Genomic DNA, 23,615 nt, shown 5'->3' on the forward strand with positions numbered 1-23,615 from the left:
AATAGAAACGCGGTCGTTAAGGAATTGGCGTCGCAACGTCAATGCGAAAGGACAAAGGCGCCGCTCAGTTCGCGGCCGCTGCTGCCCGCGAGGCAATCTGCCAGAAGCGCAGCGGAACCCATGGCGAGCGTAAAGCCGAGTGCTCCATGCCCAACGTTGAGCCACAGATTCGGGTAGCGCGTCGGTCCGACAATCGGCAGGCCGTGCGGCGTTGCTGGACGCAAGCCAGTCCATTCACCCGTGGCGGAGAGTTGGGCGACGTCGGGAAAGAGCGTGGCTGTGTCTTCGCGCAGCATTGCCAGGCGCGCGGGGGCCGCTGCGAGCGAATAGCCGTCGATATCGGCAATGCCCCCGACCCGCAGCCGTTCACCTAGCCGCGCATAAACGACCTTGCCGGCGAAGTCGGTGACGCTCACATGCGGCGCCGCGGTTTGCGGCTGAAGATTGAACGTCAGGCTGTAGCCCTTGATAGGATAGATCGCCACGCGAATGCCGAGCGGCTTCAGCAACCGCGCTGCGCCGGCACCCGAGGCGACGACGATCTGATCTGCAGCGAGCGGCGCTCCGTCGCATATGGCCTCGACGCCTTTTGCACCGGGCCTAAGAACGTCGATTGACGTATTCATCAGGAAGCGGACGCCGCGCTCGCGCAGCACGGCTTCGAGACCATTGCAGAAGCGTCGACAATCGGCCGTGTCTTCGCTCGGCGTATGAATGCCGCCGGCCAGAAACGATCTGGCGTGCGCAAGGGCTGGCTCGATTTCGACGCACGCATCGGCGCTTAGCGCTTGCTGTTCGCAACCGAGTGTTCGCTGGAACGCCAACAAATTCACTGCGCTCTTCATAGCGTTGGCGTCACGATGCAGCACGAGCTTGCCGGAGCGCACGAAATCAAAATCGAGCGAGGGCTCGGCGGCGATGAGTTCGTGCATCAGCGTACGGCTCAGGAAGGATAGGGGCAGCAGCTTTTGCGTGGTCAATTCGCTGCGTTCGCGCGTGCATGCGGACAGGAATTCGAAGCACCAGCGCCACTGTTCTACGCTCAGCTTCGGCCGGAAGCGCACCGGCGAATCGCGTTGCGTCAGCCAGCGCGGCAGTTTAGAAACAACGCCAGGGCCGGCGAGAGGCGCGACGTAGCTATATGACAACTGCCCGCCGTTGCCGAAACTGGTTTCGCTGGCGACCTCCGCATGCCGGTCCACCACCGTCACGTCGAAGCCCGCGCGGCTCAGGTAATACGCGCTCGACAGGCCGATGACGCCCGCGCCGACGATCAATATCCGCATTCCGCTGCACTCGCTTTCTTGGGTGATCCTTGCGTTGGGGGCCGCACGATGCATGGCTCGCCCGATGACCCGACTGTACGACGGGGCCAGTGCAGACGAATTGCATCGATTTGCCGAAAAGTAGAAGAAACGCGACAAGTCCTCGCCCGGTGAGACGAAACGCTGGCGGGTACGGCGCCGGCCTCTGAAAGGTCAGGTGGTGGCTGCGGTGCGTGAGGAGCGCAGCTTGCCGGGTGTCACGCCATACGCTTCGCGGAATACACGGATAAAGTGCGCCGAATCGGCGAAGCCGCATTCATACGCGATGTCGGTGATCTTGCGCGCCGTGTTGACGAGCATCCAGCGCGCGTAGCGCAGACGCATCCTGCGATAGAACTCATTCGGCGACGAATTCATCTCGGTCATGAACGCGCGTTCGAGGTGACGCACGCTCGTGCCGATCATCTTCGCGATGACCGCGATGTTCAGCGGCGCTTCCAGATTCTCTTCCATCAGCAGTACCGCGTGACGCACGGTCGCGTCGTCGACCGACAGATAACCCAGCGCGGCCCGGCGCTCGACGAACGATGAGCCGCCCTGGCGGCTGACGGTCATCTGATGAATAACCTTCGACGCACGATCCGGCCCGCAGTGCAGGCTGATCAGGCGCGCGGCGAGTTCGACCACCGAAATCCCGCCTGCACAGGTGATGCGGTTGCCGTCGATCAGATAGTCGGCGTGCGTGACGACGTGCAGTGTCGGAAACATGCGCCTGTAGTCGTCAAGATGGAAGCTGTGCACGCAGGCAACGCGATCTTCAAGCAGACCGGCCTGGGCCAGTACGAAACTGCCGGTGCACATGCCGACCAGTGGAACGCCCGCATTGGCCGCCTGCTGCAGATAGTCCCAGTAGCGGCGGTCGACCTGATCCAGATACGGCAGCAGGCCGCCAATCACGACCACGTAGTCGAATTGCGCGACATCCGGAAACGGCGATTGCACCTGCACGGGAATGCCACAACTCGCTTCGACCGCTTCGGCCTGAACGCCGACGATCGTCCACAGACAGCGCAACTGGCGGCTCTGGTCGCCACGATCCGCCGCGTGACGCAGCGCGTCGCACAACCCGGCGAGCGACAGCATCGGAAAACGCGGCCACAACAGAATGCCCACGCTCAACTCAGCGTCGGAGCGGCTCGGGCGGGCCTGTGACGTTCGCGGCAGTGCGTCCAGGTGCTCAACCAGTTCATGAGCGGTCGGTGCAGAAGAAGGAGACGTAGGAGAGGAAGAACGGGCAGTCGGCATGCGCGATCTCGAAGGCGGTTCGCGCTGATTATACGGTGAGGCGCCGCGAATTCGCACAAGAGTGTCTGACGCAATTCTTCTATTTTCCGGCAAATCGGTTCAATGCCACCGCTTTCTGGCGGCCTAAATTTGGAACCGCTGACGAACGACGCTGCTAGATGCGAGCGATCAGGCGAAGGCAGGAAGACTGGCCGCATGCAGTCGCGTGCGCTAACACTACTACTATTCGGGTGAAGCATGAGCAAAAGCACAGCCTTGGGTCGCGGCATGGCGACTGTCGGTATTCTCGGGACCTTGGCGGCGACTGCCGTGGGCGTCGCCCGTGCCGACGAAATGGTGAAAATCGGCGAAGCCGCGCCCGTGACCGGGCCGGCATCGTATCTGGGGAAGGACACGGAAAACGGTGCGCGCCTTGCGATTGAGGAATTCAACCAGACGGGGCTTATGATCGGCGGACAGAAGGTGACGCTGGTATTCGACGCGCAGGACGATGCGGGCGATCCGCGTCAGGCAACCCAGATCGCGCAGAAACTGGTAGATGACAAGGTGGTCGCGGTGGTTGGTCATATGCAATCCGGCTCCACCATCCCAGCGTCGAAGATTTACAGCGATGCCGGTATCGTGCAGGTGTCGCCGTCCGCGACCAACCCGGCATATACGTCGCAAGGATTCAAAACCGCGTATCGCGTGGTTGCCACCGACGCGCAACAGGGACCAACGCTCGCCGACTACGCGGCGAAAACGCTGAAAGTGAAGACGGTGGCGATCGTCGACGATTCGACCGCGTACGGCCAAGGGCTTGCGGTCGAGTTCGAGAAGCAGGCGAGGGCGAATGGCATCACGGTGTTGTCGCACGATGCGAGCACCGATAAGGCCGTCGATTTCCGCGCGATTCTCACGAAGATCAAGGGCGAAAAGCCGGACGCGATCATGTATGGCGGTCTCGACGGCACCGGAGGCCCGTTTGCGAAGCAGGCGAAACAGCTCGGCATCGCAGTGAAAGTGCTGGCCGGCGACGGTTTGTGTGCCGACGATCTCGCGAAACTCGCGGGCGACGCCGCCGACAACGTGATCTGCTCGATTGCCGGTGCGCCGCTGCTCAAAATGGCCGAAGGACCGGCGTTCGTCGAGCGCTACAAGAAACGCTTCGGCTACGCGCCGGTCTTGAATTCTCCGTTTGCGTACGACGCGGTCGGCGTGATTGTCGCGGCGATGAAGCGGGCGCAGTCGACCGACCCCGCGAAGATTCTCGCCGCGATGCCGGCGACCGATTACCACGGCGTGCTCGGCGAAACGCAGTTCGATTCAAAAGGTGATCTGCGGCACGGTGTGATCTCGCTGTACAAATATGTCGGTGGCAAACAAGCGTTACTGGGCGTTGTGGAGAAGTAAGAGCGCTTCAGCATAGACCGATAACAAGGCCAAGACGGGCTTCCGCAATATGTGCTCGATGGGCCACTTAGGGCCTCGGCGCCCCAACGCCTGATGGGCCGTGATGACGCGGTATTATCACGGCGACCGCCTCTTGATAAGAATTGCAGATTCGGTAGGGGCAGGGAGGCGTCTGCCTGCTTCTCTATCGGCCGTATGTGAAGCTTGACATAAGGCCGATTTGTCATCGGGAGCGATTGGATATGGTTGCGCGAGCAACGTCTTAGACGTTCACGAACTCATCTGATCTCTTTGCACCCTTTATAGCCATGGGCGTTTAACGGTGCAAATTGGTAGACCGCCCGAGCGGGCACCTGTGACACCACGATGCAACATTGGCTCACGGATGGCTACTCCGCTTAGTGCCTCCGCCGCCCAGCTGGTTTGGCCAGTCTTTCGCAGAGTTCTGCCACGACGTCAGTTACCCAAACGAGGTCCTCTTCGCCAAGCTTTGTCAAATGTTCATTCAAGGTGTTTGCGGCATCGAGCGCCCTTGGGGAACTCGGTCCTATCAGTTTCGTGAGCGGAACTGCATAGAGACTTGCGAGGGCAATTAGACGAGGCAGTGTTGGCCAGTTGGTTCCTCGCTCAAATCGACTAATGGTTTCTGAAAATACGCCCAACTCTGCGGCAACCTGCTCCTGCGTCAGACCAGCTTCGGTTCTGGCCAAAGCCAACGCGCGTCCCAGCCTCCGGACAAATTTTTCTTCATCAATTGTCACCACAGGGGCATCACCTCATGTTGGAAGTCAACATGAATCGTCTACTTGGCGGCCGCTTCTGGTAACATCACAAAATGTTGGGTGGCAACATATTATGTTGATTTTTTCGCCTGATGTTGCCCGGAAGCGGTCCGGCTTGGCATGCGAGAGCTCAGATGCCCTTGCAACAGGTGGTCCTCTGTCGTCTCAATTGTGTAGTTTTGGGGTGTCCGCGTTGCTAGGCGTGGGTCATCTGCGTGCCCCCTCTCACGCATGCGTGAGCGCGACTAGAGAAACCGGAACGAGGTTCGTTGGTTGTCTGTCTGTGGATTCCTTTCCGCTGGACTGCAGCGAAGACCGCGTGCCCGCCGGGCAGTTCGCTGGTAATGAAAGCATTTGAGGTAGTGGCTGTATGTTTGTGACGAGTGAAATTAACCGTGTGCCTGCGTTGAACGTGCCTTTCGGCGGGTTGCCTGGCAGGGGGGTGTGGTCAGCGGTTCAACAACTTCTACCGCGGGACGTCCTGATTCTCAGGGTGTCGCGGGCGCGCTCGCGGGCCGTCCCGACCATCGTGATGCTGGATCTGCCCGAAACGGCTGCGACGCTTGAGCAGTTCGTCGAAGGGGAGGTCGTCCTGCGCGACGCGGCCATACTGAGTACGAGGCTCGCACGGGAAGTCGACCAGTGGACGCTCGAACCGCTGAGCGAGATCCGGGTCGGGGTGACCGAGTACGAACATCGCGGGACAGGCGAGCTGCTGCTGACGGTAACCCGGTTCACAACGGCCGCGGGGCGCACGTTATCGGTTCCGTACGCCATGGCGGCAAAGCCTGCACGTGGCAGACGGCTCTGGCGCGCGAAGGCGCCGGCCGCAGCGGCCCGTTGCTGACTATGGCTTGCCGTGGAGGCGCATCTGGACGGGGGGCAGAGCAGGGCCTCTGAGAAGCCGGACATGCTGCCGCGCCAACGGGGTGGCAGTGTACTGTATCTCGATTTCGACGGGGTGCTTCATCCGGAGGACGTCTGGCGACGGCCGCGCACCGGACCGTATGTCGCGAGCCCACCGGGCCATGCACTGTTCGAACACGCGGCGCTGCTCGCGCGCTGCCTCGAACCTTACCCTGAGCTGCGCATCGTGCTGTCCACGAGCTGGGTGCGGGTGTTCCGCAGCGTTCGCAAGGCGGCCCACCGTCTGCCGCCGGAACTGCGCCGACGCGTGGTGGGCGCGACCTTTCACCGCCGGATGGATCCGGAGTGGTACCGGTCCATGCCGCGTGGTGTGCAGGTCTGGGGCGACGTGTGCCGGCGGCGGCCCGAGGCGTGGCTCGCGCTCGACGATGACGACGCAGGCTGGCCGGCGGTGTGCCGGAGCCATCTGGTGCGCACCGATCCGGTGCTGGGCATCAGCGCGCCGGCGGTCCTCATGGATGTGCAGACGCGGCTCGTGGCGCTCTACCGGTCAGGAGAGGACCAGCCGTGATAATCCGCCTTATCGCGGCCAGCGCGCAACCGTTACGGCCGGCGCGGTTTTGTGAGGGACGGACATGAGCAGGCGCAGACGACCGGTGCAGTTTCCGGACGAGCCATCCGAAGCACTGCGGGCGCGCCTGCGGCGTGTCGCGCAGGCGACCCGCGACGACGCGCGTCAGGCCGCCACCGTGCCGTTTCCCGCGCATGTGAGCGTGCTCGCCGGGCCGCTCCGTCGTCGGCCCGCGCGCTCGCCGGGCGCTGGGTCGCAGCCGGCCGGCTGCGTGGGACCGGCTCCGGACGCGGACGACGACGGTGGGCAATGAACAATCCGGCAGGCGGCGTGGATGGCCGGTGGCCCGCGACAGCGGGCGGGTGGTCCAGGTCGCTTCAATATGAAGCAGGAGCGAACAGATGCTGAATGTCAAACGGACCGGTCGCCGCGCCGGGCCGCCGTGTCCCGGGAACGGCGCGCCGCCGTTGCCCGATCCGGTTGTCATTGCCGGCGATGTGCCTGCGTGCACGCCGGCAGGGTCGGTTGCACCGCCCATGCGAATTCCCGTTGCCCGCTGCGAGCAGATCGGGCCGCACGCGGCCCAACTCCGGAAGGCGCTCGGACCTTCGGCTGCGGAAGTGGCGCGAGGCTGTGGCGTATCCAGCGTCACACTGTCGCAGTGGGAGCGGGGAGCGTTCCCGAAGGCGCTCACGGGGCAACAGCTTCGTGCCTGGGAACGCGCGCTCCTGCTTGCGCCGGGGCAACTGCTGGAATCACTGAAAGGAAAGGCGGATGCTGCGGATCACGGTTGAACTGCTGCCCGGCGGACGGGAAAGCGGGAAGCGTGTCGTCGCGACGGCGGATATCGCGCGGGTGCGTGACGGAGCGCTCGCCGATTATGCAGTGGTGCTGGACGATGCGGTACTCGGTGAGGTGGGAGAGCGGGCGATCGTGCGCAGTTATCCGAGATGGGCCGCCAGCGTGTGGGACCTCGTTGCGCGCTGTCTTGCTGCCGCACTGAATCAGGGCCGCGACGGGTTGCCGCCGCGACCGGCACAGCCGGAGGTCACGGTTCGCGTGAACGACGCAGGCTTCCGCTATGTGCGTCTTGACGAAATTCCCGAGCCCGCCAGAACGTTCTTCGACCAGGCGCTCTCCGGTTCGGGCATCCCCGATCACGGCTGTGCTTACGCGCACGACTGGTTCGACTTTCTTGGCGGTCAACGCTGATGGCATGGGCCAACGCACACGCGGACCAGCGGTCCGGGCCTGTGAGCGGTGCGGATCGCATGTCTGGAGTGCGGGACGGACGGACAGTCCTGCCTGCGCGATATTTCGCCGGCAGGGCAACGCTACGTGAATGAATTGCGTCGTGTGTCGGGCGAGCTTCGCTGGCAGGTCTGCTTGGATGCGCGCGCTGCGGACGCCGCTTGTCGGTAGCCTATACTGGACGCACACCGCGACCGGTCTACCGATGCTATCGCTTTGACCTGCCACCGAAGTGCATGAGCTTCGGTGGCTCTCGCATAGACGCCGCGATCGCGAGAGAACTGATGCGTGTCGTGGAGTCATTGGCGATTGAGGCGGCCTTGCAGGCCGAGCAAATGCATATGGACAGCCTGAATGAGCAGCGTCGCATCATCGAGCTCGACCTGCAGCAGGCTCAGTACGAAGCCACGCTGGCAAAGCGACGCTACGCCGCCTGCGACCCCGATAACCGTTTGATTGCCGCGCAGTTAGAGAAGAACTGGGAAGCGGCGTTGCGTCGTGTACAGGCCTGCCAGGCACGTCTGGAGAGGGCGCGCACACCATCGCCAGCCAGCCCTGCTCCTGACTTTGCCAAGCTTGCCGAGGACCTCGACGTCGCCTGGAATGCTCCAGGTGTCATCATGCGCATGCGCCAGCAACCGGTTCGGGCGCTGATCGTCGATATCGTTGCGGACGTGGATGAGACGACGCGTGAAGTTATTCTCACGATTCACTGGCAAGGCGGCCAGCATTCACAGTTGCGCATCCGCAAGCCCAAGACAGGGGAACACGGATGCAGCACATCTGACGAAGCGCTCGCAGTTGTCCGCAGCATGGTTACCCGATGGTCTGATCAGGATATCGCCGCATCGCTAAACCGGATGGGAATACGGACGGGCCAAGGCAAGAGCTGGACTGCGCATCGGGTTAGATCCGTACGGCACGTGCGTGACATCCACGCCTATAGATCGGCTGAGAAGGATGGTGACTGGTTGACGATGTCCGAGGCAGCGGAAGTGCGTGGCGTCACCAATCATGTGATCCGCCGCCTGATCAAGGACCGAATTCTGCCCGCCGAGCAAGTAATGCCCGACGCTCCATGGCAAATCCGTGCAAGCGACTTGCATACCGAGGCGGTGGGTGTCGCGCTGACCACCCGGAAGCTTCGCCCGTGTCGCAGCGTCATCGAAGGGCAACTCCCAATAGTTTATCGAGGATTCAGAAGGCGGTGCACAATGAACGCCCCGTAGCTACACCGCGCAGTGCGCGCTCGGCAATCCGATTGTCGATCTCGGCCTAGCCATCACTGCAATAGTAGACGAGCGCAGGCCAGCGATTCAATGAGTACTGGATCGCTTTGGTGGTGTTCGATTTCGCGGAGAGTGTAAGAAGCGTCGCCTCGAACCGCCGCTTCATGTCTTCGAGCAGCGGCACAGCCCTGTCCCGGCTAACGCGCGGTCGTACTTCAGGCGGCTTGCCACGAATGGGCTCTTCGATGCGATAGAGTGCGCCGGTGCGCTCGAGCGGCTCGCTGGTGACCGGCGATGGCCGAATAGCGTGCAGTCGGTCACTCGTGTCGGTCGCAGCCGATGATTGCATCTTCTACGCAAGGCGGGGAACGGTACAAATCCGACGCTTACGAGCTGATAGCTTTCCACGGTAGTGTTCGCTTGCTGGCCCGCTCCAACCTGTCGCCGGAGTTGAACTATCAGGCGACGTAGCCACCGTGCATGAATTGCACCGCCCGCAGGACATCATCCGGGCGGTCAAGTGCGCCCATTGGGGCGACGGGCTCGCCTTCATGATTGCCCCTGCCTGCAATCCATCCGTTCGGAAAATGAAACCAGGCTGCGATCGTCCAAGGTTCGTATCGAGGGCCAAACACCGCAAGAATGTCCCGAATGACCGGCAATGGCTGGCACGTGACATCGAACTGATAGCCCGCAAAGTATTCCGCGTGATCCCAGGTCACGCTGAAAATCCGGCGACTTTTCTTCCAGTCCCTTGCCGGTTGGTCACGGTCAGCCGGAGGCGCACTCTGGCGCGCGTTAATCTGCTGAGCCGTGAGCCATATACCTGAGGCCAGGATCTCTCTACGTATTGCCTCATTGCGGCGTTGTCTGTCTCCAGTGATCTGACGTAGATGTCTCATGATTGTCCCGATGTAGGGTACGCGCGTTTCCGTCTCCGGACGCAGAAGCGTCTGAAGCCCGACCGGTTCATTGCCCTGCGTCAGCTCGCACCGTTCGCTCGTCGGCACAGTTTTGCCGACGAGCAACGGTGCTGCCTCACGCTGCGGGGAAGGTGCACGCCTGGCAGTCGACGGCATCACGCACAGGGCGGGGGAAGACGCAGGATTCGCCACGAACCGTACCGCTCGCGCCACGCACTGCCTGGTCAGGCGACTGACAGCGACGGGCGGATGTCTAGACGATTGTCACCGTCTTCGAGTGATGCACCGATGGGGAGTCCGGATGCTGTAGCCTGCGTCCGCCATACCTGGGACGACCGGCCGCGGCGGCAGCGCCGTTGATTGCCTCCTCTATGACGGCCATTTGACCTGTCAATGTGCGGCGGGTGCACCGTGCTCGCGGTCCTGCCGAACGCCTACCACACGCGCCTGCCGCGGGCGTAGCGCGTCGCAAGACCATGCGGCACGGAAAAGCTTCGCCCTGCTGACGTCGTGAACTGCGTCACCACCAGCCACGCCTGGTCGCTCTCGTTGAATTCGGTTGCACCAACCCTGATCTCGCTCAGGGGATCCAGATACCAGTCCTCGACCGGACACCCATGACGCGTACTCACTACCGCGGCCCCGCGCAGCACGGTGTTGCCTTCGAGAAACTTGTCCAGCGACGCCGCTCCGGACCTGAGGTCCGTCCAGATCACGCCGGGGACCCCACGCGCACGCTTCTCCGACACTCTCAGTACCAGCAGGTCGCCGGATGTCCACTGCTCCGCGGCCATCCATACGCCTGCAACTTCGCCGGCCATCGTCGACTGAAGCGGCAGCCGGTTTTCATTCCGAATCAGAAACATATAAGCAGCTACCTCAAATTCACTACGCGCGGCAGCCCCTGAAACCTGGCAGATGTATCGCCCGCCCGGATCGGCTCGGCGACGAGACACATGCAACTGCATGGGACCGCCTTGCTTCAATAAGCGGCCCGCCCTTTGAATAGGCGCGGGTGTCGCTGTGCTATCAAAAATGGCCGAAACAATTTGCACATGCGGGTTTGAGCCAGTCAAAAAGAGATTAATTCCCAGTTCACTGGGAAGACAAATTATAGCGCCAAAGCGAAAGTTCTCCCATTTCACTGGGAGAGAATGTTTGGAGTTGGCCGAAATCTTCGGTGCTGTCCTGCGTGAACATCGCCTTCGCGCCGAATTGACACAGGAGCAACTTGCGTTCGAGGCCGATATACGGCGGAACTACGTCAGTATGCTGGAACTTGGTCAGCACCAGCCGACGTTGACGATGCTGTTTGCACTCGCGGGCGCGTTGCAATGCTCCCCCAGCGATCTCCTTTCTGATGTTGAGAAACAATTGACCAGAGCGCGTCCCGCAAGGCGACGCCATCCGACGCGGGCCAGGGCACGGGTGACGGCATCGACTGTTGAAGTGAAACCTTCCCGCGCCAGGGCGAAGGGCCGTGCCTAGTGTCCAGATGCAGGCACAAAGGGAGCAACGGGAAGCAACTCCGCTCACCCAGGTCTGTACCGCGGCTGCGGCAGAACGCGATTGCGAAGGTTCTGCGCCGTTCCGACACGTGAGTGTCCACTCTTGACCGGCCGAGGCGATGATCAGCGCGGTGCGGCACAGGCCCGGGGGAGGGGCTCGCCCTTATGACCGCCTTTCGCAGGGGACCTTCTGCCCAAGAGCCACTCCGTCGCCCGGCGGAGTCCCCGAAACATAACCGGAACAGCAAATGATCCCAGTCTTCCCGATGCCGAACGAACTCGCTGCCGGGCATCGGGGCCGCATTCAGTGGGTCAATGGGTGTAGGGATGAAAGCGAGGTGATGAGGTTGATCACGGGCGCGGTAGTCGAGCGCGGATTCGATCCGACAGGGATGTCGCGCTTGAATCAGCAGGCGATAGTTTCAGAAATGGATTGTCGCGACTACGCACGAAGACACTCCATACTGGCTAACGTTCGAGTTGCAGCGAGTGGGGGTAACGAAGTTTACGGTGGTGAAGGAAGAACGCTGCGTCATCCAAAGCACTCCGGAATGTCATTCGGGAGAACCGTCGCGCATTGCTGCACACACTGTATTGTGGAAGATCTGCAGCAGGTCGGCTTTTCGTGGTACCGGCGATACCATCATCTGTTCGGGGTGGATTGGTGTGTCGTACACGGCGCCCGGTTATCGGCGGTTGACAACACCATGCCTTTTATGTGCCTGCCGCACATATGGCTATTTAGAAACAAGCTGAAGCCGCGAAAGGGTGCCGCGGAAGAATTGCCGAACGGAGGATTCTTGCGGCGGTTCTCGGACATCTCCGTGATGCTATTGGACCGGGCACACCCTTTTCCGATGCGTAGTATCCACGGCACACTCGCGCATCGGGCCGCTGATATGGGATTGCGACCAACTCGCGACGGCGGCTTTGGCTACGGTGCAAGGCCACTGATCAGCGACCATCTATCTGGGCAGGTTGGGGCAGTCTGGCTGCAAGAGCATGTGCCTGGCTGGGAAAAGAAGCATCCTTTTTCGTTCTTTTACCAGATCGATGCCGTGGCTGCTGTGACGAAAGGGAGCGCCAGCGGCGCAGCTTATATTGTCGCGATGGCGGCATTATATGAGACCGCAGAGGCGGCGATGCAGGATGTCTCCTTGTCCGAAGCGCAGGACAAGTATCCGTCGTCGGCTTCTTACGGACGTATCGATACATGGAGTCGCAAGTTCCTCAGAGAATGTGCGCAGTGCTACGACCAGTTGGCGGCGTTTTCCCGGCGGCTCGATCTTCAACCGATAGATGTGGAAAAAATCCTTGCGTCGTTTGGTTTGCCCAACCTGAACGAGCGTGAACCCTCAAATCAATGGGCGGCACTGATCCGCTTCTGCTCTGGCGAGCGTTTCGGTGCTGCGTGCATCGCGGAACAAGTGGAAAAAGAGGAAGTCAAAGCGCTGTTGCGAAGATGTGGCGGGCATGTCATGCAGGCGATAAGGATCTTAAGAAAGGATTTTCTCGAACTGCGAAGACCGTCAGAGGAGCGAAGATCATGCCACGTATTTATCAGTGGGCGGCCGGTGTGAAAAATTGTGGATGAGGCGATCTCATCTATCGACTGCTTCTAAATATATTTGATCCACAGGTGACCGAATCTACACCCGTTCCAATAGATCGATTCCGCGGAAATCTGCCCGCAATCCCGTGTATGTCGGTTCCTGAATCCCGCAAAAAAGCAATCGGTGGCACGTAATACCCGCTTCTCGTCGACGCGGTGCATGAGCACATGCTGGCAGAGTCGACCGTCTCCCTAAACCCTGACAGATAGGACGTCAGTGGGTTCGTTCTGCTTTCTAAGCTGCTCCGCTGGAAGAGTTCAGGGAGCCAAATCGCATTCTTCAAAATCTGGTGATAAAGCGCATCGATCGCGGTATCGTGTCTTCGTGACGAGGCGATGCTTTCGGTCGCGGTGCATACTGACTTCAGTTGTCCGAGGAATCGGATCCTCGTCCCGGCCTCGTGGCGCGCGATGCAAACGATGGGTACATCGGCAGTATTAAGGAAGCCGATAAGGAGGTGCACCGTCCTTCTGATCAAGCACACTTTTTGGAACACAAACGAAAAAACGCCAACCACAAAATTGGCGTTTTCCTCGGATTTCTGGCGAAAAGCTATTACGTCCTGCGGCCTGGTAACCACAGTGTGTGACGCCGATCGCGAGAAGTCAAGGCTTCTGTCGTCCTGAAAATAGGACCATGGAGATCGCGACATTATGGCAAACAGGCTGTTAAACGAAACACACCTGCGCAGGATACGTGGCCGGCAGTGCGAAGACCGATGGGGGCCAGATTACGCGGCTTCCGTCTGGGCGACGCCGCAGGAAGCGCCTGGATGGAAGTGTGCTTCTATCCTGTCTCCCCGGAAACTTGGGTCGCGGGACTTTCACACCTTCGGTAGACCGGACCGATTTGCAGCCCTTCTTGCACTACACAACGATCGACTCTGGGACCTGCACGAGCAACGGATACTCTTTCCGGAACCGCGGGAACATTTCCTGTACGGTCATCCGCGCGCGGCCGGTATGAAGCTAAACCCGCTTCTTGGCACTATCGACGTTGCATCGCGCATGGGGATTCTGTCCAAACATCCTCGAATCTACGTCAGAACTAGCGATGCAGCGCGGACGGCGATGGTCGTGCCATTCCCCTTCATAGGTGACTTGCTGCTTTATCTCGAGGATGAAGCGGGTGTGTATGTGCTTAACTGGTCAGTGACGGACAGACTGAAGGATTTTCGCCCGCGGGGCAGGCCTCGGGCGCATGCTGCAGGACCGCATGATCGTGACCTGTCCGAACGAGACAGCAAATTAATCGAACACATCTATTACCAGGACGCCGGCATAAGGACACAGAAAGTAGCTGGGGAACTCGTGGACTTTGATTTGCGATGCAATCTCTACGAGTTGTTCCTAGCGCAGGATAGGGTGGTGGGGCTGCCTCATGAGATGATCATCGAGATCACGGCCATGTTTCGGGCAGGGGTTGGAAGTGGGGTGGTTGGCTATGAGGTGGTACGAGATGTGGCGGCCAAGTTTCGCATTAAAGACGATGTCGCCCTTACTATCCTGAAGCAAGCCGTCTGGAATCGGGAAATACGCGTCGATCTGTTTCGTCCGTTTCTTGTAGACAAACCTCTGCACCCGGAAGTATGCGACGTATTCGAACGATATCGCGATTGGTTCAGGAGATAGCAGATGAACCAGCATATTGGACTCCAGCTACATGCGCCGAATGGATTTCATGGGCTGTCGAAATCGATTCGATATTACTTTGCAGGAAGAAGACGCTCTGACGACGCCGCCTTGCTGATATGGTTTGAAACGGGGAAAAAGCAGCGTCGCGTTCGCTTCGTGCGACTAAGCCGGCACGATTTTGAACTTGCGCTGCTGCAGGATCCACCAGCGCTGGTGCCAGAAAATAGGCAATATACGCTTCCGGAATGGCTGCGAGATTACGAGGGAATATCGTTCGAGGAAGTGGAAGGTCTACGATACAAGCGAAAGAAAGAGACCTACCTCCAGCAGATTGAGAGAACATACTCTTATATCAGATCAGCCTTGGATAACGAACAGGAAATCCTTTCGGCTGATGATCCTCTCAAAGAACTCTCGAAGTATGCTGCCCGCAGTCAAAGGAGTTTACATCCACATCGACTACAGGTGTGGTTTTTCTCTTACATCTTGCACGAACGAAAAATGGAGGCCTTAAAAAGATCCACCCAACGAATAGGAAAGTGGGACCGTGGGGACGAAACGCATGCGAGCCAGAAATTGGGTCGCCCTTCCTTGATTGATGGGTCGGTGTATGGATGGTCGTCTGCGCAAATCGGCGAAGAAAAGATGACGGACAGCTATCTCCACTATTGTGGATTAGGTGTATCAATGGCCGAAATTCACCGGCGTGCCATGGTAGGTGAATTTGGGTGCAAGGTGCGGCGAACGGAATCAGGTACACGCCAGCTATATCATCCGGAAAATAAGCCTTTTCCGAGTTATGGTCAATTTCGATACAACGTTGTGAAGAAGTTCAGCCTGGAGTTGGTTCAAAACACGGTCTGGGGGCAGCCGCGGGTGCGTTCACATGCAGCATATAACCAGGGAAATTTCACGCGACCATACGCAAATCTGCTCGAGAGTGTTGTGGTGGACGCCTATCGGGTGGAAGACCGGGCGCAGGCATTCCGGTCTGATGATCCGATGCCTTCGCTCGTCGTTGCGCGCGGAGTGTGCGAAACGACGTCATCTGTTGTCGGAATCGGATTTTCGTTAGGGGCCGAATCTGGAGAGGCCTACCGGTCGATGCTATTCTGCATGTGTGTCCCCAAGTCATACTACGCGCGCTTGATCGGCATTCCGCCCGAAATTCTTGACTGGATCATGGAAGGACTTCCTCCGAGCTTCACTTCCGATCGAGGACCCGGTGGAAGCAAAGACCTGGTAGATAATCTGAAGATAAGATTTCCCATAAAAACTATCATCCCATCGCATTCCGGGCAGTCCAACGCTGTTGCGGAAGCGAGTCATCCGAAGACGATTTGTCTGGAGGGAGCGCCAACGTTCAAGCAGAGTGACCTCGATATTGTCAAGTTGATGAAGCGCGAGGTTATCCGGGCATGTAGGGACAATCACACAAGAGATATATCGGGCCGGCTTAGTGACGAAGCGGTCAGGGATTTCTTGAACGAAGGATTGGCAGCGACACCTCACAACTATTGGAAGTACTTGCAAAAACGCCTTCGCACATCGGGGAATTCATTGTCGATAGAAGAGGCCGTGAGGGCGTTTTGTACGCCGGTTGACCTTGATGTGGACTGCGATGGAGTGAGGTTTAAGAGTCACTGGTACAACTCTGCGGAATTCAGGAGAACCGGCATTCAGAGCGAAGTTGCAAAGCGCACCGGTTTCAAGCTACCAGGATACATACTGCCGCTTGCGATGCGTTATCTTTGGGTAGAGGTCAAAGGGAAACTGATAGAACTCGAGGCCAGCGTACGGGTCCGGATCGACGGTGCCGATCTGAATGTTCCGCTTTCCAGTCTTGAAGCTGCGGAACGAGATCGCAAGGCATTGAAAGCAATGACTCGTGAGAGTGCCGAAGCCGCGCATGTTGAAGCGCGGTTGAAGTTTGAGGAGACAACGGGGCAGTCGTGGGACGCCGGGTGTCGACGCACCGGCTCTCCAAAAAGAGCGACGGGGATTACCCGTCACGAGGCGGAGTTGCTTGATACGAAGCGTGGAACGCGGAGGCAAGCATGAGCTTTAATCCGTGGGCAGCGCGGTTTGCAAAATCGTGGACGGACGAGGCGATCGACGCTATTGTCGAAGTGCTCGCTTCGCCACCGCGACTGCAAGGGTTGGCGGCTGACCCGGCGGCTGAGGTCGTTCGTGTTGGACTCGAGAAGATTTTCGTGTCTGGCGAACAAGCCCGTCAAGTGCTCCGTATTTTCATTGACATAGCGTTTGTACACGCAACTTCGCATTTTATCTCTGAAAAAGCGTATGCGCACGGCCTGTACGAGCCAGATCCGTGGGGAGGGCATGCTGCTCCCGCGATATGTTTCACCGGACTGGCCGGCACGGGAAAGTCTGCGCTATTCATTGCATTGCGGAAATTGCTGGGGCCGCCCGCATCCGTAGACATTCCGGGACACGGAGACATCCCGTTAATTCCAGGCTGGTTTCTGACTGTGAAGGATGGCACAGACTTGAAACGGTTGCTGACGCCGTGTGCGATGCCCGATGGCAGTCAAAGCGGTTCGGCTGATCAGGACTGGTCGCGGGCGAGGCGCATTGCGACGTCCGACTTGCTCAAGCTGTCGCGCCGACAGGCTTGGCGAGACGGCGTATGTTTCATTGGGGTCGACGAATTCCAGTTCATAACACTCGGTAGTGTAGCGAACGCGAGAGCGACGTCAGTGCTCCTGAATCTTCTGGGACTTGGGCCGCGATTGGTGTACATCGCGAACTACAGCCTCGTGCATCGATTAAGAAAACGAGGTCATGAGGATCGAGACCGGCTTTTGCAGCGGCCTGTTGTTTTGTGGCCGGAAGCGTGCTCTTCGCCGGATTGGATACGATTACTTACCGAGTTCAAGAAATTATGTCCCGAAGTATTTATTTTCGACGTCGACAACGTGCAGGAAGACATTCATCGTTTCACCTTTGGACTTAAACGATCGGTTGTACGTCTTCTGGTTGCAGCAGTCCGTGAGAGTCGTAACAAAGGAAACCGGATCCGCGTTGACGAGGATGCGCTCCGTCGTGCTTACCTGTCCCAGGAGTACAGTGCCTGCCGGGAAGATGTCGAAATTCTGGTAAAGCAGCAGATTCAGCGGAAGTGCCTGAGACAGGATCTGTGGTGTCCATTTTCGGGCGAAGACAATTCCGAAAGTGTCTTAGTGGCGAGCCGGGCGGTGCAGGATTTTAATCGAAAGGTCGATGAGGACTATCTGAAGTCATCGCTTCTTCCCAACGAAGCGGCCGCATTTAATGCGATTCAAGCCGAACATGTCAAGGATAGGCCTCGAGGAAAAGTAGTGAGCATGCCGAGGCAGAAGGTGACCGCTGAACTGTTGCTTGAGGGAAGCAGGCAGTTTGACAAGGGTCCCCGCTAGCCTGGGGCGATGCTTCATCGTTCCATTGCCGGGATATCAAACTGTCTTGTCGAGGGAGCGCTGTTTTTGAAGTAGGTTCGAAGTGTGATATGGATTCGTTCGAGGGTGCGCGTGCTAGTCTCATCATTGATTCGTGGCTACCGGATGAGACGCTGTTTAGCCTCGCGAGCCGGCATCACATCGTGTCTTGCAACTGTCTGTGTTCTGATACTTGTCGTCAACTGTTTGGTCACGCGAACCTGAGTTCTTGTCATGACCTTCCGTCACGCATCGACGTTTTCGTGGAGAGAACGAACCGTAGATTTGGGCGAGCCGAAGAGGTGATTCTGGACCATACGCTGCTACCGTTCTATCTGCCGTTGAATTCCAGGGCGCAGGCTGTAGTTGCAATGCGCGCCATGCGAGGACATCGGATCGGCTCACTGAGGTACAGCTTAGGGATCTTACTGGACCACGTTCGTACCTGTCATCCCCTCAGGGCATGCGAACTATGTATGACGGATGACATCGAGCGATTCACTGTCGCCTACTGGCACTATGCGCACCAGGTACCAGGTGTGTGGCGCTGTCCGATCCATCATTGTGCGCTCATGATGTCGTCCGCAGCAGGCACAAGAACAGGGTATTACAATTGGTGCCTTCCTCGGCAGGATGGCCTGATGAGGCTCACACTACGTCCGTCCGATTTCGAGGACGAATGTGGCGAGTCGCAAGAGCGGTTTGCATGTGCGGCGTTGGGACTTACAGCTCTTGCTCCGAACATTTTCTTTGAAGCTGAGCAACTTGCACGAGTCTACTCAGACCGGCTCACCGCACTGGGCTTGCGAGAGACCAGCGGCAAGCCGCGCCTCACCGACTGCATCCCGCTGATTCTGAAGAGCGCGGCGCCGCTTCGTGTGCTGGGGGAACTGACAGCGCTACCCGGCACTGAGGAGGGGGCGCGCGCATATGTATCGAGGTTATGTTGGCGGCCAGCCGTCCGCATGCATCCGTTTCTGCATCTGTTCACGATCGTTTGGTTGTTTGGCAATTGGGAGTCTTTCTGGAATATTGTCAAGATTGAGTTCGAAGAGCATCCCGTCTTAGAGAGGCTTCATGTCCTAGACTCCTCTTGTTGGGATCACGATGCGATGTATCGTCGGGCACTTGCCGATCTGTGGGAGGAAGAATCTAGGCGCGCATGATCGCCACTAACGCAGTCTCACCGCACGCAGCGCGGGGCATCTGGCCGTAAAATCGCCTCGCTGCTGATGTTATGAAGGATTGCTGGTTTACGCTTTTAGTTTTTCATTCATCGATCTAGGTGGCCGACAAGTCGCTGTTTGACACTTTTTGACGAATCTTAAAATTTAGCGTAAATGCGGCGCCGTTCTGACAGTTTTCATTTCCAGGATCAACGTGATCCGGGAGAGTCGACCGATGAAGGGTTCCAGTGCCGGAATCGGTATGGGATTGCGATCGTCGGGCACGGGATAAACCAGGATCCGGTCATCGGCCAGAACCCGGAAAATCAGGCGCCCGATCTCCATCCGCTCAAGTGTGCCCGCGCCCCGCCGTATACCCGGACAAGGCCTGTCGCCTACCGATTCCTGCTTACATCCGAAAAAAGCCCACTATGTTCTCTTCCATTCGCGCGCGAATCGTCGCACTGTGCGTCGCCATCGTTGTCGTGGCACTCGCAGCCAATGCAGTGCTCAACTACGTCGTGGCCAACGGATACAACACCGCTTCGATCGACAACAGCCTCACCGCCGTCGAAAACGGTCACGTGGCCGGGATCAGGCAATGGGTTGCCGCCAATAGTCAGATAATTGACTCGTTGCAGGATATCGCGCTGCAGCCCGACCCGATACCGGTGTTCAAGCTGATGGCCAGCGCTGGAAAGTTCACCAATGTCTACGCCGGTTACCCCGACAAGACCTCGAAGTTCGAGGACCCGACCGGCATCCCGCCCACCTTCGATCCGACCGTTCGCCCCTGGTACAAGCAGGCGGTTGCCGCCGGCAAGCCGGCGGTGACGCAGCCGTATGTGTCCATCTCCACTGGCCATCTGGTCGTGTCGTTCGTATCACCGGTGGTTCGCGACGGCGTCTTGAAGGGCGTGGTGGCGGGCACCGTCGACATGGACAGCGTCATTGCCAACATCAAGGCGATTCATCCGACGCCGTCGAGCTTCGGCATGCTGGTGAACAGCAGCGGCCAGATCGTGGCGCACCCCGACGCGAAACTGACCTTGAAGCCCGTCACCGATCTCGTACCCGTTCTGAGCGCCGACAAGCTCGCCGCCCTGACCACGGCGGATCATCCGCTGGAGGTCGATGTGGGCGGCAGTACCAAGCTGCTGCGCGCGCAGCAGATTGCCGGCACCGACTGGTTCGCCGTCGTCGCGCTCGACAAGGCTGAGGCAACCGCCGGCATGCGTTCGCAGCTGATCATCTCGATCGTTGCGCTGATCGTGATTGCCGGCATTGGCGCGGCAGTCGTCGCGGCAGTCACCGCCGTGTCGTTCCAGCGTCTCTCGAAGGTGCGCGATGCGATGGATGCGATCGCCTCGGGTGAAGGCGATCTGACCCGGCGCCTGCCCGCCATCGGCGAGGACGAAGTCGCACAGATCGCGCGTTCGTTCAACACCTTCATCGACAAACTGAGCGGTGTGATGCGGCAGATTCGCGATGCCAGCGAATCGGTGCGGGTTGCCGCCAACGAAATTGCAGCCGGCAACGTCGATCTGTCAGGCCGCACCGAATCCGCCGCCGCGAGCCTGCAGCAAACCGCGGCGTCGATGGAGGAAATCACCGCGACGGTCGGCCAGTCGGCAAGCGCTGCGAAACAGGCCGACGACACGGCGGTGTCCGCCTCGCTCGTCGCTTCACGCGGCGGTGTCGCGATCTCCGAAGTCATCACGACGATGGGAAAAATTGAAAATGCCTCGGTGAAGATTGCCGACATCATCGGCGTGATCGACGGCATCGCGTTTCAGACCAATATCCTCGCGCTCAATGCTGCGGTCGAAGCAGCTCGCGCCGGCGAACAGGGCCGCGGCTTCGCGGTCGTGGCCAGCGAAGTGCGCAGCCTCGCGCAGCGCAGCGCGCAAGCTGCCAAGGAGATCAAGGGATTGATCGAGTCGACGGTATCGAGCGTCGCCTCCGGTTCGAGTCAGGTTCGCCACGCGGGAGAAACGATGACGGAGATCGTTAGCAACGTGTCGAACGTGACGACGATCATTTCCGAAATTACCCAGGCCGCCAATGAACAGACCCGCGGCATTCAGGAGGTCAATCGCGCGGTTTCGCAGCTGGACGAAATGGTGCAGCAGAACGCGGCACTGGTGGAGCAATCCAGTGCTGCGGCCGCCGCGCTGCAATCGCAAGCGGTCAACCTTGCCACGGCCGTGACCCAGTTCCGGCTCGATTGAACGGAGTTTTCATGCCTTGAGCAGGGGGCTGATGCGGGACTGTACATTCAGAAACGGTTTGCAACGCGGGACGTATGTGCGCGGAACCACGACACCGTATTTTCTGGAGACGCGTGAAAGCTCGCAGAAGAGTCGCGTCTAGCGATCGAACTCATTCGTTTGCTCCGCTTCTTCGAACATATTGCCGAATCCAGTCGGCACGAGAATAAGCGATCGGTCCGCCGCGTCATAGTTTTCGGCCAGTGTGAATGCTTCGGAAATGATTTTTTGCACGTCCTGCCGCAACATTGTCACGTCAAAGGGTAGATTTGCTGCAAAGGGATCCCAGTCGAAGCAGCCAACAACCGTCGACTTCCACGCGTCGGGCGACAGCGTCGCGGTAAACTGAACCGTGCCTTCAAACGCGGTAATCGAATTCATCAGCAAGCCCGCCGGAAGGCGTCCAAGCTTCTCATAGCGACTGGCGAGCGCGCGTTTGGCAGCCAGCGCGTTATATCCGCAGCACTCGATTGCATCTGCTGCAGGCGCTATCTGGCGCGCCTCGAACGCATCGCGAAAACCTGCAATACGCATCTCGGTCGCATACTCGCCAGCCACACCGCCCAGCAAAACCAACTCGTCGGGAAGGGCGCCGCGTGCCTGCAACTTTTCGATCAGCACGTCCGTAATCGCTCGTGCGCCGCTGCGATTATCGGAAACGACCGACGGCGCGCCATCTCCTGGCAGGTCCAGATTGATGCAAGGCACGCCCGCCGCCGAGCAGCGCTCGTTGAGCGGCATTGGATTGCGCACGCCGGCGATAAACAACAATTCAACCCGTTGCGACAAAAGTGTTTCAGTGACGCTTACCTCGAGAGAAGGATCCCGCTGGGTTCCCACCACGATGGGACAAAGCCCCCGGCTACGAGCCTGGTCTTCAAAGGTCTCTGCGAGTCCCGCGAAAAATCGGTTTCGATAGTGGGGAAGAATCATACCGACCAACCCCGAGCGCGATAGCCGCAGCCCTCGCGCTTTCATGTTGACGTTGTACCCAAGCTCACGGGCGCACGCGAGGATTCGGTTCGCCGTCTCCTCCTTGATGCGATAGCGGGCCCAGTTGCCGTTCAGCACCATGCTCACCGTTGACGTTGAGGAGCCCGTCTTTTCCGCAATGTCGTAAATCGTCGACTTGCGTCCTGTATTGCTGCTTGCCATCAACGTTGCTCCGAGGCATTTCCGCCATTCATGTCTTGCGAAGGTAACCGTTTCGTAAAAGGCGCCGTACCAGGGTAATTCCGAGTCGACCATCTTGCTGAATAGATTCAGCATACACCGACCCGAGTTGCTGAATGGATTCAGCAAAGTTTAGCAAAGTCTGTAAGCGGGTTTTTCTAATACTCATCGGGCGTCTGCCGGAAAGGTCAGGCGTTCAACGGAGGAGACATGTTCGAGAACATCATCCGCACTCTGGCCGCAAGCGCCGTCGCGCTCGCCTTGACGACGAGTTTCGCATCCGCCTCGCCGGACAAGCCGGTAATCGGTGTGGTCGTGAAGATTGGCGGCATCCCCTGGTTCAACGCCATGGAAGCGGGAATCAAGAAGCGCGCTGACCAGCTCGGCGTCAAGGCATTTATGGTCGGGCCGACAAGCGCAGACCCCGCCCTTCAGGTCCGGGCCATTGAGGATCTGATTGCGCAACACGTCGACGTCATCGGCGTAGTGCCGAACGACGCGCAGGTGCTCGAACCCGTTTTGCAGCGCGCTCGCGCTGCGGGTATCAAAGTCATTACGCACGAGTCTCCGAAGCAGCAGAACGTGGATTGGGACTTTGAACTGGCATCGGCCAAGGGCTTTGGCGAAGCCTACGGGAAACGCCTCGGTGAGGCGCTGGGCGGAAAAGGCGAATACGCCGTTTTCGTCGGGTCGCTCACTGTGCCTTTGCATAACGCGTGGGCGGATGCGGCAATCGCCTATATCAAAGCCAATTATCCCGGGATGACCCTTGTCGGGGACCGCTACGGCGTCGCTGAAGATGTGGACGCCTCGCGCAAAACGGCGCTCGACCTCATGCGCGCTCATCCTGACTTGAAAGGCATCCTCGCGTTCGGCAGCCAGGGGCCCATTGGGGCAGCGCGCGCCGTCGCGGAGCAGCAGGCGAAAGGAAAGGTCCTGGTTCTCGGGCCGTTCTCGCCTGGGCAGGGCCGAAAGCTTGTCCATGACGGTGTGCTGACGGGCGGATACATGTGGAATCCGGAAGTGGCCGGCGAAGTGTTCGTGACGCTCGGCACGATGCTCGTAAAGGGCCAGCCGGTTAAGGAGGGCACGAATATCCCAGGTCTGGGCGTGGTGCGCCCCGACGGTCACACGCTGATCGTGAACCAGCTGGTCGACCTCAACGCCAAAACCGTCGACGACCTCGCAAAGACTGGCCTCTGACGCGATTCTTCTGCCGAACGGGTGAG

The 23,615-nt window shown here is 59.1% G+C and carries 21 protein-coding genes and 2 pseudogenes; 16 read left to right on the top strand and 7 right to left on the bottom strand.

The window, feature by feature from the left end:
* Positions 1 to 38: 38 nt before the first annotated feature.
* Both DSC91_RS00425 and DSC91_RS00430 read right to left on the bottom strand, forming a co-directional pair.
* Positions 39 to 1,286, bottom strand: coding sequence for a D-amino acid dehydrogenase (locus DSC91_RS00425; RefSeq protein WP_115776315.1), 1,248 nt, complete (start codon positions 1,284 to 1,286; stop codon positions 39 to 41).
* A gap of 192 nt (positions 1,287 to 1,478) precedes the next feature.
* On the bottom strand, positions 1,479 to 2,570 hold the full coding sequence (locus tag DSC91_RS00430; RefSeq protein ID WP_115776316.1) for a GlxA family transcriptional regulator: 1,092 nt from the start codon (positions 2,568 to 2,570) through the stop codon (positions 1,479 to 1,481).
* Positions 2,571 to 2,837: 267 nt separating this feature from the next.
* Here DSC91_RS00430 and DSC91_RS00435 point away from each other — a divergent pair, with 267 nt between their 5' ends.
* Positions 2,838 to 3,962 carry a branched-chain amino acid ABC transporter substrate-binding protein gene (locus tag DSC91_RS00435; RefSeq protein ID WP_115776317.1) on the top strand — a complete coding sequence of 375 codons (1,125 nt, stop codon included), beginning with the start codon at positions 2,838 to 2,840 and terminating at the stop codon, positions 3,960 to 3,962.
* A gap of 398 nt (positions 3,963 to 4,360) precedes the next feature.
* Here DSC91_RS00435 and DSC91_RS38615 read toward each other — a convergent pair whose 3' ends face one another.
* Entirely contained in the window at positions 4,361 to 4,726 is a 366-nt protein-coding gene (locus DSC91_RS38615) for a helix-turn-helix domain-containing protein (protein ID WP_115776318.1), read from the bottom strand.
* 550 nt (positions 4,727 to 5,276) lie between these two features.
* On the opposite strand from DSC91_RS38615, the gene DSC91_RS00445 reads away from it, so the two are divergent.
* From DSC91_RS00445 to DSC91_RS00470, 6 genes are all read left to right on the top strand, one after another.
* Positions 5,277 to 5,591, top strand: coding sequence for a hypothetical protein (locus tag DSC91_RS00445; protein ID WP_229758318.1), 315 nt, complete (start codon positions 5,277 to 5,279; stop codon positions 5,589 to 5,591).
* 63 nt (positions 5,592 to 5,654) lie between these two features.
* Positions 5,655 to 6,182 (top strand): HAD domain-containing protein, encoded by a 528-nt coding sequence (locus tag DSC91_RS00450; protein WP_115776319.1) that lies wholly within the window; start codon positions 5,655 to 5,657, stop codon positions 6,180 to 6,182.
* A gap of 64 nt (positions 6,183 to 6,246) precedes the next feature.
* Positions 6,247 to 6,495 carry a hypothetical protein gene (locus DSC91_RS00455; RefSeq protein WP_162831302.1) on the top strand — a complete coding sequence of 83 codons (249 nt, stop codon included), beginning with the start codon at positions 6,247 to 6,249 and terminating at the stop codon, positions 6,493 to 6,495.
* A gap of 88 nt (positions 6,496 to 6,583) precedes the next feature.
* Positions 6,584 to 6,976, top strand: a complete 393-nt coding sequence (locus DSC91_RS00460) for a helix-turn-helix domain-containing protein (protein WP_115776321.1) — start codon at positions 6,584 to 6,586, stop codon at positions 6,974 to 6,976.
* Entirely contained in the window at positions 6,957 to 7,394 is a 438-nt protein-coding gene (locus tag DSC91_RS00465; protein WP_115776322.1) for a hypothetical protein, read from the top strand. The genes DSC91_RS00460 and DSC91_RS00465 overlap by 20 nt, the downstream gene beginning before the upstream one ends.
* A 275-nt stretch (positions 7,395 to 7,669) precedes the next feature.
* Positions 7,670 to 8,662: a hypothetical protein gene (locus DSC91_RS00470; RefSeq protein WP_175172026.1), complete on the top strand. Its 993-nt coding sequence runs from the start codon at positions 7,670 to 7,672 to the stop codon at positions 8,660 to 8,662.
* A 49-nt stretch (positions 8,663 to 8,711) separates the two neighbouring features.
* Here the strand turns inward: DSC91_RS00470 and DSC91_RS00475 are convergent.
* The 3 genes and pseudogenes from DSC91_RS00475 to DSC91_RS00485 all read right to left on the bottom strand — a co-directional run.
* Positions 8,712 to 8,975: pseudogene (locus DSC91_RS00475) on the bottom strand (IS66 family transposase); the annotation flags it as partial.
* Positions 8,976 to 9,120: 145 nt separating this feature from the next.
* The gene (locus DSC91_RS37285) at positions 9,121 to 9,384 is read right to left on the bottom strand and encodes a hypothetical protein (protein WP_162831303.1); all 264 of its coding nucleotides are present in this window, start codon (positions 9,382 to 9,384) and stop codon (positions 9,121 to 9,123) included.
* Between the two features lie 635 nt (positions 9,385 to 10,019).
* A complete protein-coding gene (locus tag DSC91_RS00485; protein ID WP_115776324.1) occupies positions 10,020 to 10,451 on the bottom strand; it encodes a hypothetical protein in 432 nt (143 codons plus the stop codon).
* 169 nt (positions 10,452 to 10,620) lie between these two features.
* On the opposite strand from DSC91_RS00485, the gene DSC91_RS00490 reads away from it, so the two are divergent.
* From DSC91_RS00490 to DSC91_RS00525, 8 genes and pseudogenes are all read left to right on the top strand, one after another.
* On the top strand, positions 10,621 to 11,073 hold the full coding sequence (locus DSC91_RS00490; RefSeq protein ID WP_115776325.1) for a helix-turn-helix domain-containing protein: 453 nt from the start codon (positions 10,621 to 10,623) through the stop codon (positions 11,071 to 11,073).
* Positions 11,074 to 11,341: 268 nt separating this feature from the next.
* On the top strand, positions 11,342 to 12,673 hold the full coding sequence (locus tag DSC91_RS00495) for a hypothetical protein (RefSeq protein ID WP_115776326.1): 1,332 nt from the start codon (positions 11,342 to 11,344) through the stop codon (positions 12,671 to 12,673).
* A 995-nt stretch (positions 12,674 to 13,668) separates the two neighbouring features.
* A complete protein-coding gene (locus DSC91_RS00500; RefSeq protein WP_115776327.1) occupies positions 13,669 to 14,337 on the top strand; it encodes a PDDEXK family nuclease in 669 nt (222 codons plus the stop codon).
* A 3-nt stretch (positions 14,338 to 14,340) separates the two neighbouring features.
* Positions 14,341 to 16,401 (top strand): hypothetical protein, encoded by a 2,061-nt coding sequence (locus DSC91_RS00505; protein ID WP_115776328.1) that lies wholly within the window; start codon positions 14,341 to 14,343, stop codon positions 16,399 to 16,401.
* The gene (locus tag DSC91_RS00510) at positions 16,398 to 17,759 is read left to right on the top strand and encodes a hypothetical protein (protein WP_115776329.1); all 1,362 of its coding nucleotides are present in this window, start codon (positions 16,398 to 16,400) and stop codon (positions 17,757 to 17,759) included. The genes DSC91_RS00505 and DSC91_RS00510 overlap by 4 nt, the downstream gene beginning before the upstream one ends.
* 89 nt (positions 17,760 to 17,848) lie before the next feature.
* Positions 17,849 to 18,337 (top strand): annotated as a pseudogene (locus tag DSC91_RS38620) (TniQ family protein); the annotation flags it as partial.
* Between the two features lie 81 nt (positions 18,338 to 18,418).
* Positions 18,419 to 18,943: a hypothetical protein gene (locus DSC91_RS38115; protein ID WP_229758316.1), complete on the top strand. Its 525-nt coding sequence runs from the start codon at positions 18,419 to 18,421 to the stop codon at positions 18,941 to 18,943.
* Positions 18,944 to 19,374: 431 nt separating this feature from the next.
* Positions 19,375 to 21,174, top strand: a complete 1,800-nt coding sequence (locus DSC91_RS00525; RefSeq protein WP_115776332.1) for a methyl-accepting chemotaxis protein — start codon at positions 19,375 to 19,377, stop codon at positions 21,172 to 21,174.
* A 138-nt stretch (positions 21,175 to 21,312) separates the two neighbouring features.
* Here the strand turns inward: DSC91_RS00525 and DSC91_RS00530 are convergent, their stop codons facing one another.
* The gene (locus DSC91_RS00530; protein WP_229758315.1) at positions 21,313 to 22,482 is read right to left on the bottom strand and encodes a LacI family DNA-binding transcriptional regulator; all 1,170 of its coding nucleotides are present in this window, start codon (positions 22,480 to 22,482) and stop codon (positions 21,313 to 21,315) included.
* A 114-nt stretch (positions 22,483 to 22,596) separates the two neighbouring features.
* Here DSC91_RS00530 and DSC91_RS00535 point away from each other — a divergent pair, with 114 nt between their 5' ends.
* Entirely contained in the window at positions 22,597 to 23,589 is a 993-nt protein-coding gene (locus tag DSC91_RS00535; RefSeq protein ID WP_208645725.1) for a substrate-binding domain-containing protein, read from the top strand.
* Positions 23,590 to 23,615 lie beyond the last annotated feature (26 nt).

The organism is Paraburkholderia caffeinilytica, assembly GCF_003368325.1.
GTDB lineage: Bacteria > Pseudomonadota > Gammaproteobacteria > Burkholderiales > Burkholderiaceae > Paraburkholderia > Paraburkholderia caffeinilytica.